The sequence below is a fragment of the Flavobacterium psychrotrophum genome, assembly GCF_003403075.1.
GTDB classification, from domain to species: domain Bacteria; phylum Bacteroidota; class Bacteroidia; order Flavobacteriales; family Flavobacteriaceae; genus Flavobacterium; species Flavobacterium psychrotrophum.
The window spans coordinates 4,285,691-4,298,340 of the sequence record NZ_CP031557.1 but is presented as its reverse complement, the minus strand read 5'-3'; the positions used below and the strand labels follow the sequence as shown (position 1 = coordinate 4,298,340).

8 protein-coding genes and 1 pseudogene are annotated in these 12,650 nt (G+C 43.1%); 2 read left to right on the top strand and 7 right to left on the bottom strand.

Translation table 11 applies throughout. The features are described from left to right. Nucleotides 1-29 precede the first annotated feature (29 nt). The 7 genes and pseudogenes from DYH63_RS21840 to dprA form a co-directional block, all read right to left on the bottom strand. Nucleotides 30-1,939 (bottom strand): annotated as a pseudogene (locus tag DYH63_RS21840) (RemA C-terminal-like gliding motility protein). A gap of 799 nt (nt 1,940-2,738) precedes the next feature. After that, the gene (locus tag DYH63_RS18630; protein ID WP_116790231.1) at nt 2,739-5,726 is read right to left on the bottom strand and encodes a T9SS type A sorting domain-containing protein; all 2,988 of its coding nucleotides are present in this window, start codon (nt 5,724-5,726) and stop codon (nt 2,739-2,741) included. Nucleotides 5,727-5,932: 206 nt separating this feature from the next. Then, on the bottom strand, nt 5,933-7,579 hold the full coding sequence (gene susR, locus DYH63_RS18625; protein WP_116790230.1) for a SusR family glycan utilization regulator: 1,647 nt from the start codon (nt 7,577-7,579) through the stop codon (nt 5,933-5,935). Nucleotides 7,580-7,992: 413 nt separating this feature from the next. Further along, nucleotides 7,993-8,499: a DUF6169 family protein gene (locus DYH63_RS18615; RefSeq protein WP_116790228.1), complete on the bottom strand. Its 507-nt coding sequence runs from the start codon at nt 8,497-8,499 to the stop codon at nt 7,993-7,995. After that, nucleotides 8,465-8,611, bottom strand: a complete 147-nt coding sequence (locus DYH63_RS21390) for a hypothetical protein (protein WP_162927093.1) — start codon at nt 8,609-8,611, stop codon at nt 8,465-8,467. Before DYH63_RS21390 ends, DYH63_RS18615 begins: the two co-directional genes overlap by 35 nt. A gap of 61 nt (nt 8,612-8,672) precedes the next feature. After that, nucleotides 8,673-9,764: a DNA polymerase IV gene (gene dinB / locus DYH63_RS18610; RefSeq protein WP_116790227.1), complete on the bottom strand. Its 1,092-nt coding sequence runs from the start codon at nt 9,762-9,764 to the stop codon at nt 8,673-8,675. Nucleotides 9,765-9,899: 135 nt separating this feature from the next. Next, nucleotides 9,900-11,003, bottom strand: a complete 1,104-nt coding sequence (gene dprA / locus DYH63_RS18605) for a DNA-processing protein DprA (RefSeq protein ID WP_116790226.1) — start codon at nt 11,001-11,003, stop codon at nt 9,900-9,902. 97 nt (nt 11,004-11,100) lie between these two features. Between dprA and DYH63_RS18600 the strand changes: the two genes are divergently transcribed. Next, nucleotides 11,101-12,045 (top strand): HU domain-containing protein, encoded by a 945-nt coding sequence (locus tag DYH63_RS18600; RefSeq protein WP_162927092.1) that lies wholly within the window; start codon nt 11,101-11,103, stop codon nt 12,043-12,045. A 76-nt stretch (nt 12,046-12,121) separates the two neighbouring features. Further along, nucleotides 12,122-12,631 carry an acyl-CoA thioesterase gene (locus tag DYH63_RS18595; protein ID WP_116790225.1) on the top strand — a complete coding sequence of 170 codons (510 nt, stop codon included), beginning with the start codon at nt 12,122-12,124 and terminating at the stop codon, nt 12,629-12,631. Nucleotides 12,632-12,650: the final 19 nt, after the last annotated feature.

Sequence of the window (12,650 nt, the reverse complement as noted above, 5' to 3'; positions counted from 1 at the left end):
TTTCTTTATCTGGGGAATACCTATGTAATTTAGTAAACAATTCGTTTAGACACTTTGCCTTTTGGTGTAGTGACCTCTACTATAAGCACCTGCTGTGCAACGCTAAGGTTATTTAAAACGGTTTCAGTAGCATTGATGTTTTCTTTGCTATACAATTGCCTGCCACTAATGTCATAAACCGCAACACTATTTATAAGTGTACTGCCTGTATTAATGTTTATGCCAGTACCCTGTTTGTATACCATAACTGCTTCAACATTCAGTACCGGGTTATCAGTATCCAGCGCAGTAGTTGTATATACAACCTCAAAACGGTTTTCAAACGTACCGGCTTCAGAGGTAAAGGTATATTCGCGGTCGGTTATGTTTCGGGTAATGCCCTCAGTATTATCTTTAAGGTAAATGGCCTGGCCTTGTGTAAAGATACCCTCGGTATGGTCAATGCTTATGGTATATTGGCCTGATGTTGGCGCAGTAAAGCCCATAGTAACTACATCTGTAGCAGTAAAGCCCGGTCGTGCCTGTATGGCAAGTTTTGTGTTTTCTGCAATAGAATACAGGCCTATGGTTGCTGCATCATTTAATCCTGTAGCGTCCAGAGCATAGTCAAGCCCTGTAGTAGCGCCATCCATATAAGCTACAAGCGCCTGTGCCGCACCCGCATCAGGGGCTTTAACATTAAGCCAAAGTTTTGATGCTGAACCCTGCCCCTGCCTGAAAAATGCCTGTGATGCCGCCGAAGCGCGCCTCATGCTATTATTAAATTTTAGCACGGGATTATTTACATTCGCGACTGTTTTTACAATAAAACCCTGCCCCTGTGCTATTACCCAGCTGCTGTTATTGCCACTGTAAAAACTGCCCAGCCCTGATGTACTTGTAGTAGTATCTGAAGGGTTAGCTGCGTAGCCCGCCATACTTACGGTAGCATAAGATGATGACGTTGCATTATTATGTTTCCTCCACAGGTAAAGCCCTGTACCGTTATAAAGTATATCGCTGTTTGCATCAAAAAAATCTCTAAGCTTATAGGCGAAGGGTATGGATTACCTATGGCTGTGTAGCGGTTAGCATCTGTAGAAAGTGATTTGCTAATGATACCATTGTTTGGCGTACCGGTAAACGTACCTGTAAAAGTTGCCATAGCGGTACCGCCATTGTAGTCTGGCTAGCTTGCGGTATCGGGCATACGGATAAGGTAGCCTTTTGCAGTTTCAAAATTGTGAGTTGCAGGATCTACTGACCAGTAACCCTCTATCCAGGCGTTGTTACTGTTTTGCGCATACTTATATTCGTAAAAGCGGCTATTTAATGTTTCTTCAGAAAAATCCTTTAGGTTTTGTCCTGCTACCGGCGACGACCAAAGGGTATAATCAAGCCTGCGCAGTGGGTTACTTTCTTTTATAAGTATAATGTTTCCGCTGTTTTGTACATTATTATTGTTTTGTACCAATGCCGCATTGTTTTGCAGCGTTAGCGATGCCCCCGGTACAACCTCAACAGTATTTACCACCGTAAGCGTATGCCCCGTAAGAATATTTACAGCTGCATTATTCCTTACAATAAGCATGCAGGCAAACACATTTGCTGTAGAAGTATAATTACCCTCAATAATGGCTGTTTTAGCAACATCGGGTTCGCCGTTGCTCCATGCAGTACCATTCCATGTGGTAGATTCAATACAGCCTTTAACCGTAAGATTGTTAAAGTACAACCTGTTTAACGGATCATTATTTGTGGTATTACCTTCATAAATTTTAAAGCCCCCTACTGTACCATTGTAAATTCCAGACTGCCAAACTTCTTCGCCACGGGTAATGGTTACTTTAAAAGTAGTGGCGCTTATTTGGGTTGCTTTTATTTCAAATACCGATTGTTGTAAATACTCATTTTGAAAAATGTCTTCCTGGTTTACCTGGTAACGCCTGTCGCCATCCATACCAAAGTTCCATAAAAACTGACCCTGGCTTGTAAGCAGGTCAATACCCTTATAACCGTTTCTGTATGCCACGGCAAGATCTATAGAAAATACCTGCCCTGTAACTAATGGTGACCTGCCGTCTGATACGGGTGCACCGGTATTATTAAAATAACGGTATATCACTGCCTCATTAGCACCGTAACCATAAGTACCAAAGGCTTTATCATCTGTATCTGCATTGCCAAAACCAGCCTCAACAGCACTGCCTATAAAATGACCTGCTGCCCCCGCAGGGTCGCCGCCATTAGTAAACATGATCCAGGGCGTAAAACCGATACCACCCTGAGAGTTCCACTGCGTCCAGCTTTCAGTAGTGTAGTAAGATGCCTCATCGTGGCCAAAAGTCATTTGTGCGTTTGCAGTTGTTGTAAATAGTGTAACAACGGCTATAAGTAAGTAGTAGTAATAGTTTAGTTTCATTTTATTTTGGGGTTAGATAGCCCAAAAGCAAACCGAAGATTTGCTTCATACAACTTACATATCAGCAAGTTATAGATGAAATACACATTCCATCGTTTAAAAACATCTAATTAAGTACTTTTAATTACATATTTAAACAGCACTTTTGGATAAATTTTAACAAGTAAACAATTTAAAGACTGTTTAAGTAAACAAATCGTAAAAATCATATTGTTCGTATTTTTTACAAAATACAATAAAGTTTTATTCAGAAGCATATAAATACATCAATATCAGCAATGTAAAAGGCTTCCGGTTTCCCGGAAGCCCCTGTAAAAATACATGAATTAAAAACTATCTACTTCTTAACCACTTTAATTACACCTGTCGCATTTCCTGCCTTTACCTTTACGATATAGACACCTGCCTGTAGCCTGCTTAGGTTAATTGTTCGGCTATGTATTGCTGTAGCTACCTCCATACCCAGGCTATTGTATACCTGTATGGTATCTGCCATCACGTTTGCACGCGTATTTATGGTAAGAATATCGCTTGTAGGGTTAGGATAAGCCGTCATCGTGCTGTTATCTGCCACCACGGTATTAGTACCCAATGCTGTAAATCCCGTAGCATCTATAGTATTAGTGCTTTGTGCAAGGTTAGCAAACATCGCTTCCGGAGTTGCAGCTTCGTCATTTAACGGGGCATACAGCTCAAGGCTCGATTTAAGCATGGTACCATTGTGCAGTGCTTCTACCTCAAGGTTGTTCATACCCGAACGGTAAAAGAACCAGTTGCGGTATTGAATGTTTGCCGGGGCAGCAGTACCGTGCAGGCTGAATGCCTTAGCCTGAAGCTGCTCGCTTACATTGCCCTGTGCCACTGCATCTGCATACAGCTGGGTATTACCCCATGCATAGTAATGCGTAAGGGTTATGGTGTGCCATTCGCCATTGTTTACAACCGTTGTGCCTGTAATAGTTGTGCCTGCCGGCGAAGTATAACGTACATATCCTTCAGCTGTTATAGAAAGGCTGCCTGTAGCAGTACCATTTGTAGTAAATGCCAGCAGGTTTCCGGTACCTGTAGTTTTTATACCAAAGGATGTTGTAAAAGGATGGATTGTATTTTCCGGAGTAAAGGTAAGCTTACCGCCGCCTGTAACAGGATCTGGTGTTACCGATGTTGTTGCGGTATATACCGGCTGTGGTTTTTCTGCCTCAAGCGCATCAAATAAAGATGGTACTATGGCATACGCCATTTCTGCATGGCCTGCATCGTTAGGATGCAGTGCATCCCACCAGTAACCTTCTACCCAGTTTCCGGTACCGTTGTCTGTAGCGCCCAGTGTGTTTATACTTGGTACATCCCACTGTGCCATAGCAAGGTTCATTTGTTTTACAAAGTTGTAATCAGCAGCGGTATAATCTGCCCTTACATAGTTGTTTACCACTACCGGTGTTTTACCGTTATCGCGCGCTAACTGAATAAGGCGTCGTAAGTTGGTATTGTAGCTGTCGTAAGCCGGTTGTCCGTTTTCGTGAATGCCTTCGTTGCCCAGGGCAAGGCCATACACCACATAAGCAGAACAACTGCCCAGCATATCTTTTTCTACGCGAGCCAGTGCTGCGGTAGTGTTGTTTCCGTTAACCGAAACATTGTACCTGTAAAATGCCGGACTTCCTTCGGTAGCCCTTTGTGCAAGTATCTGGTTGTACAGGTATGCATAGCCCTGCATGTTAGTACCGCCCTGGCCATTCATTACGCTAGATCCCATAAAGGCGATCTTGTTTTCGTCTACCGCCACACACGCTATACCATAGGTATAATCTGCAAGGTTAAGGGTAATGATAAAATTACCATAGGTAAGGTCGATATCCTGAAGCGCAATGCCAAACTCTCCCGCCTGTGCTTCAAGCGCAACTGAATGCTGGCTGCCTGTTACTTTTTTAAACACATAACTCCAAGACTGGTTGCCTTTAAATACAAACCTTGGGTTGGTATCTGTACCTACAACATTCATGTCTAACGTAGCACTCCATATACCATTACCCTGGTAAGTAAGTGGCGCATCGCCATTCCAGCCGTTAGCAATGGTACTGCCGGTAACGCTCCAGTTTATTGGTGTAATGGTGTAGGTATTTGTAGTAAGGTTTACGGTAATAAGTACCGGACCCGCTTGCGTTGGGTCGATACCCGCGCCCGCAGCTGTAAGTGTACCCGCAGCTGAACCTGCGCCAAATACCGTAGCGCCTGCCGCCTGCGAAGTATAGAAGTTAAATGTACCCGCCTCGTTTAGCGATGTATATATTTCAAAAACATTGCTTACCGTACCCTGCGTACCTGTAACCATGTGCATAGGGATGGCAGTTGCGGTATTATCGCCATTTTCTGTAGCGGTACCGCTAAAGTATAGTGCCGTGTTCTGGTTGCTAACGTTAATGGTAGCCGTACCCGTTATAGCAGTGTTTTGCGCGCTTGTAGCCGTTACAGTTACGGTACCATTACCCACAGGCATTAGCACGCCCGAGCTGCTTATTACAGCCACACTGCTGTTGCTGGTTGTCCATGATACGTTACTAAATGTAGCATTAGACGGTGCTATGGCAGCTACCATCTGGCTGTTTTGTCCGCTTACGGTAATATCAGTTCCCGTAACGGTTATTGCGGTAACATCTACCACAGGCAGATCTGTATATTCTTCTACCTTAAGAATGTTAAGATAGGCAAATGCATTTTGCAGAATGGCTACATTAATGGTAATGCGCCCATCTGCCGTAGGCGAAAGCATGGTCGTAGCAAGTATGGTATCCAGGTTTCCGGTGGTGCCGTTACTGGTTTGCAACTGGCCGGTAAAACTGTTAAGCCCTGTAAAAGTATAGCCCGAAATACGTGTATTGCTTGTAGGGCGTGAGCCAAACACATAAAATTTGTACCCCTTTTGCGGATTAAGCCCGCTTAGGGTAAGCTGCCCGGTTGCATTTGCAGACCCGCCTGATTCAAGGTAAAAATAATCCTGCGTGGCGGTGCCTATGGCAAGGTCGCCCAGCAGTGCCGCGGCAGGAGCCGTAGGACCATAATTTGTAGTGGTGTTTACCACAAAATTATCCGTCACGGTCATGTCGATACCGGTATCGGCATTATTGCTGTTAAAAATGTCGAGCGTAGCATTTAGCGCGCCGTTTGTAGCATTGTTCCAGTAATGGCCGTTAGCATCGGGGCTGGGTGTTATGCCCCCGCCTGTACCGCCTGTGGGGCCAAAATCTACGTACATAGATTGCTGGAGTGTTTGCCCCTGCATGTAGCCCGCAAGTGCCAGGCCGCATAATAGTAAGAGTTTCTTCATATGAAAATAGGATGTGAGGTTTGGGTTATTCTACATCGTTTGCGAAGAAACTGCGAATATATACGCCACTACGGACAACACAGTAAAAAAGTGGACTCGACGTGGAAATTAAAAACTACAAATCACTAAATAACAACAGATTGAAATAAGATAGCCGTTTATAAAAAGTGGACACATTAATTGACCTTTCATGCATATTTTAACTACTACAGATTATTGAAAGCACCAATTTTCATAACCTGAGTTTCAAAATCATCGCGGAATAAGGCCTTGTTCTTAATTTTTACCCTGTAGTTGTAAATTGTATTTACAGAGTACCTCAGCAGGCGTGCAATACCGGCGCTGTCTGTTATGCCAAGACGGATAAGGGCAAAGATACGCAACTCGGTACTAAGCAATTCGCCGTTTTTAAGAGTAATTTGTTCTTCGGGCAAAAGTAGCGCATTTAACTGCTCTACAAAATCAGGGTAGATCTGGAGAAAGATGGCATCAAAATTTTTGTAGAACAGGATAAGCTCTTCATCAATAAGTTCAGATGATTTGGTTTTTTCTAACAGCTCTGCTACCTGCCTGCCCATGATCATTTTCTTGACCGTTTTGCGGTAAGTATCAAGCTTATCAAGATAGTCAGAACATACATTAAGCAAATTACCTATATAGTATTCTTTAATACGATTGGTATCGGTAAGTTCGGTATACAAGTGTTTAAGTTCATTATGTGCCTGTTGTAACTGACCGTTAAGCGCATTAAGCTGCTCATTGGCCTGCTGTAAATTTTTTCGGGCGCGGCGCAGGTTGGCTACCTGCCTGTAAATGTAAAAAAACAGCGCAAGCAACAACAGCGCAAGTACACTTATGATAATTACTGTAACCTGAAGTTTAGCCTTTTCTTTTTGCACGGCTTTTTCGTAAGCCTTGTTTATAAGCGGCAACACACTGGATATGGATTGCAGGCGCAGGCGCGAATTGTAAAACGAAGCATCGTCAAAAGCAAAGTTGATGTAACGGTGTGCACGCTCTATATCGCCCTCTTTAAAGTATTGTACTGCCAGTGCCGTAAGCGAGGCATTGTCTTTTACCGATGCCCGTATATCTGAAAGCGCGCTGAGTATAAGGTATTTTTTATACTGCCCAATATCATCGGGCAGGTAGCTTTGCGCCAAAAAGAATGTAATACGGCTGTAGGCACGCGTACCCGGAGCAGCCATAGCAAGGCGTTTAAGGTTAGCCTCACGGCTCTTTAGGTTTTCGCCGGTATCGCGGTAGCGGGTTTCGGCTATTTGCAGATAATCTTCGCCATTATTTGGCAGGCGATCCATAACACTGTCAGCATAAGCATGGTAACGCTGGCTGTAAGCATCGCGGGTAGCATTATAAGCGCTGTAAAATTTAAGCCTGAAATTAAGCCATGTGTGGCAGTAGTAATAGTAATCTAATAGTTCATCCGGCACCTGCCTGCGGTTTACCTGAGTCAGTACAGCAGCACTCTCGGCATAGTTGCCGGATGACGACAATAGTTCTGCAAGCTGTAGCTTAGCTTTATACAAAAACAGCAGATTATTCGTCTTTTGGGCAAGGCTAATATTATGCTCTAAATACTGTACTGCCTGCGCAAACTGGTACGGAATAAATTCGGCAACCAGCCGCCCGTTAAGGCTGTAGCGTTCGGGCGTGGTAAGCCCGCCGGCAGCAAGGTATTGCTTGAGCTGATTTATACGGTTTATTTTAGCGGCATCATACACCTCCCGTTTCGCCATCTCTTTATCAAGGGCAGTAAGCAGGGAGTCGTTTCCGGCAGCAAAGCCTAACCGAAACAGTAGCAGCAATAAAAGTATAAGTAGTTTTTTTATCATCGAAAAGCGCCCAAAACAATGTACCCCCAAATATATACTATTTATATTTTGTGTAAAAAAAGTATTTTATAAATACGGTATTTTCAAAAATACACTTAAAAATAACCACTTGCACCTTATATTTTAATACACGTTAATAAAGCGACGCCACATATTAACGAAGCTAAAGTTCCGTTCGTCGGCACAAAATAAGCGCTTGCCTAAATTTTAGATTTCGACACAAAACAGATGGTACATTTGATATAGAAATACAGGCCTGCTAATGGTTAATGCAGGCAACGTTATTCACTGTATTTCAAACTCTACATTAGGCATTGTCCAAACTTTCTTCATTTTAATTACTAATGCCACCTTACAGAAACCGGTTGCCCCCATTACCGGTTTCTTTAGTTTTATAAGATTTGTTGGAAAATTTATTCCGGTTTTTGCAGTTCCTGTATAATTTCAGCATATCCCTTCTCAAGATAATCCCTGATTGGATTTTGATAGTGATACAAAAAACTCGTATAATTTATAGGTTCTGTACCTAACTCATCATCAAGCTTTATAATATTATTTTTAAATAAACTTTCCTCATACCATTTACTAAACTTCTTCATCCTTAGCCTTTCTTTCGCATCAGAACTGTCGCAACAATATATAAGTGAATTTTCTTTATCCTCAAAAAAGTTTGTCACAATACAATCTACAGCCTCCTTTACATCAATATCTAAGGGCTCTGTAACTTTTGAAATTTTTTCTATATTCAGACTGTAAACTTTTGCGATTTTTGCTTCTACTGATGTCCCTGAAAACAGATGAATACTATCAATGAATGCAACCTGATAGTGAATGTTGTTTTTAGTAGTAAAGAAGAACAGTAATGTTTCTGAATTAAAAGAAACTTTATAGCGGCATGGCAAGTTTAATTCCTTTATCATCCAGGGCTTCTTTAGTAACTTCACCTCTCAAATAAGCAGACACCATTTTTTTATCCTCTAAAAATTTTTTAGCGGATGTCAAAATTTGGCTGTCATTTTTTTTGTCTTGCATACCGCAAAGATAAACAATTTTAAGATACTGACATATAAGCTAATCGCATTTATTAATACCCCTAAAAATCAAACTTTAGCTGCACTGCCACCACTTTCTTCTCACCGGCTTCATTATTAAGGTTGGCCAGCGAAATACCCAACAACCGTACCGACTCTTTAAGCTTTTCCTGGTAAAGCAGCTCTTTAATAATTTCGATGATCAGGCTTTTGTCTGATATAAAATAAGGCATGGTCTTACTGCGGGTTTGTACCGTAAAATCAGAGTATTTAATTTTGAGGGTAACCGTTTTTCCGGCTATCTTTTTTTTCTTTAAACGGCGTTCCAGCTCATCGGCAATACGTTCCAGCCTTTCGAGCATAAACACTTCAGACACCAGGTTTTCGTCAAAGGTATGCTCTGTACCCACCGATTTTACAATACGGTCGGGCTTTACCTCGCTGTTGTGCACGCCCCGCACTACATGGTAATAATAGGCACCCGACTTGCCAAAATGTTCTGTAAGGTATTCAACGGTTTTTTCTTTGAGGTCTTTGCCTGTAAAAATGCCCAACTGGTACATACGTTCTGTAGTAACCTTACCCACCCCGTAGAATTTACCTATGGGCAGGTCTTCTAAAAACGGTAATACTTCGGGTGGATTTACGGTTTTTTGTCCATTAGGCTTGTTATAGTCGCTGGCTACCTTGGCAATAAATTTGTTTACACTAATGCCTGCCGATGCCGTAAGCCCCGTAACCTCCAGTATGCGTTGGCGAATCTCGGCCGCAATAAGCGTGGCACTTGGGTTGCCTTTTTTATTTACGGTAACATCAAGGTAAGCCTCATCAAGCGAAAGTGGCTCTACAAGATCTGTATACTCATGGAAGATGCTGCGTATTTTTTGGGAAATTTCGCGGTAACGGTCAAAACGGGGCGGCACAAATATAAGGTGTGGGCAACGCTTTTTAGCCAGATAGCCACTCATGGCACTACGCACGCCAAACTTGCGCGCCTCATAGCTGGCTGCACTAACCACCCCACGAATTTCACCGCCGCCTACAGCAAGTGGCTTGCCCCTAAGCTCGGGGTTGTCCAGCTGCTCTACAGATGCATAAAAGGCATCCATATCTACATGGATTATTTTACGCTGCGGTTTGGGGGCTTCTTCCATACTGTAAAATTAAGGAAAAGGGAGGAAAGAAGTGAAGGCATTAGGCAAAAGGCAAAAGATGAAGATTATTTGGCAACCTTTAATTATAACCTAGTTTTTTGATTCTGTCTTATCCATAAATGAATTACAAAAACCCTACACCGCTTCAAACAATTTACCCGGCAATGGTCGTATTACCCCTTTAAGTTCCATAGTAAGTAGTAACGATGATAATTTATATACCGGCATATCACAACGCAATGCTATTATATCCATTAGTTCCTTACCGTTTTTAAGCAGGTAGTTGTATACCAGTTCCTCTTCGGGCTCCAGAGTTATGAAGAGTTGTTTTTGTACCGGGGTTTTCTTTTTTTCTTCCAGTTCCCAGTTCAGCATATATATAAGGTCGGCGGCATTGGTAAGCAGATTGGCACGCTGGCTCTTTATAAGGTTGTTACAGCCCATACTGTACTTATCGGTAACGCGGCCGGGCACGGCAAACACATCGCGGTTATAATCATTGGCCAGGTTAGCCGTAATAAGCGAACCACCCTTATCTGCACTTTCTACAATAATGGTAGCCTCGCTTATGCCCGCTACAATACGGTTACGCTTTACAAAATTCTCCTTATCGGGGTTAGAGGTACTCCAGAACTCGGTCATAAAACCACCATTCTCCTCCATTTTTGCCACATACTTTTTATGCACCTTGGGGTATACCTGGTTAAGGCCGTGCGCTACCACCCCTACTGTTTGCAGGTTGTTATCCATAGCCAGTATATGAGCGTGTATGTCTATGCCATAAGCAAAGCCACTAACAATAACCGGATTTAGCGGCGCAAGATCTTCTATAAGCTTACGGCAAAAATCGGCACCATAACTGGTCATCTGGCGGGTACCCACAATGCTTATGGTTTTGCGCTTCGCAAAATCTATCCTCCCGGAACTAAACAGTACCACCGGGCCGTCTATGCAATGCTTTAGCCTTTCAGGATAATCTGCATCCTGGTAAAAAGAGGCCTTAATATTGTTAGCCTGTACAAACCGCACCTCATTTTCGGCATGGTTAAAAACCGATGTATTTTGCAGGTTATTGCACAGCACTTCGCCCACACCTTCAATAGCTAAAAGCTGCGAACGCTTGGCCTTAAAAACGGCTTCGGCGCTGCCCAGGTGGTTAATCAGCTTTTTTGCCACAATATCGCCCACACCCTCTATACGCATCAAAGCCAGGGTATTAAATAATTCTGATTCTGTCATTAAAAATGTAAACCGTTGTGCAAAAGCACCTTATTATTGTTAATAAAATTTGTGAATAAAATTTTGCACAGCCCTCTCAATGCTTAATTTTGTTGTTATGATGATAGAAAAACACTTACCCGCTTTACTATACCGTTACCAGTGTGTTACTGTACCCGGTTTTGGCGCTTTCCTTACAGAGCTTCGTCCTGCATTTTTAGATGCGGCGCAGCATACCTTCTATCCTCCAAAAAAAGTGGTTTCTTTTAACGCGAATGTAAAAAATAATGACGGTCTTTTAGCGAACCATATCGCAGTAGCCGAAAAAATTTCTTATACCGATGCCGTGGCAGCAATTGCCCTGGGCGTAGCGCAATGGAAAGAAACGCTTGACAATCTTGACATCATTTTCCTTAAAAACATAGGCCAGCTTGGGCTTAACGCCGAAGGCAGCATTGTGTTTACGCCAGATGCGCCCGTTAACTATCTTACAAGCTCATTCGGGCTTAGTACCGTGGTATCTTCTGCGATAAAACGCGAAGCACTTAAAGCCGAGGTAGAGGCGCTTGAAGAAAGAGCCCCTATTATATTTACGCCCGAAAGGAAACGCAGCTACAGCTACCTTAAGTATGCCGCAGTATTTGCTGTGCTGTTAGGCGCAGGCAGCGTAAGTTATAAAAACTACCGCGATGCACAAATAGATGCAGAAACGCTTGCGGTGCAAAACGCCGTACAGGCTAAAGTACAGCAACGCCTGCAACAAGCTACCTTTTTTATAGAAAACCCATTACCTGCCGTTACGCTTCCGCTTAAAGAAGAGGCTCCGGCAGTAACGCCTTACCACGTTGTGGCAGGGGCATACAAAAGTGAGGCTAATGCAAACAAGGCTGTAGCCGAGCTTGAATCTAAAGGCTTTAAAGCACATTCTCTTCCTTTAAACAAATACGGATTGTATCCTGTAGTATACGGCAGCTTTACAACCTATACTGAAGCGCAGAAAACCATGAGGGAAATTCACGCCACAAACGACAAAGAAGCCTGGATACTGGTTCAGCAGCAATAAAAAGACATCCTCCCTAATGCGGAGGATTTTTTTTGCACGTGCCTTAACGCTATCTTTGTGCAAAATTAAAATACACATGCAGCCAAAATCCCCTTCTGACTCTGTTTGTATAATGACCGACATTGTACTGCCAGGCGAAACAAATCCGCTAAACAATCTTTTTGGAGGCGAACTCCTTGCCCGCATGGACCGTGCCGCAAGCATAGCCGCACGCAGGCACAGTGGCCGCATTGTAGTAACGGCATCTGTAAACCACGTAGCCTTTAACCATGCTATTCCGCTGGGCAGTGTGGTAACTATAGAAGCTAAAGTGAGCCGCACCTTTACATCGAGTATGGAAACTTTTATTGATGTATGGCTGGAAGACCGTGTAAGCGGTGTGCGCACTAAGGCAAACGAAGCCATTTATACCTTTGTAGCGGTAGATGAAACCGGGAAGCCTACTGCAGTACCCCCACTGGAACCGCAAACCGATATCGAAAAACTACGTTTTGATGCCGCACTGCGCCGCAAACAACTTAGCCTGGTACTTGCAGGTAAAATGAGTCCGCATGATGCTACTGAGCTGAAAGCACTGTTTATGTAAATTCAGTAATTTCACGATA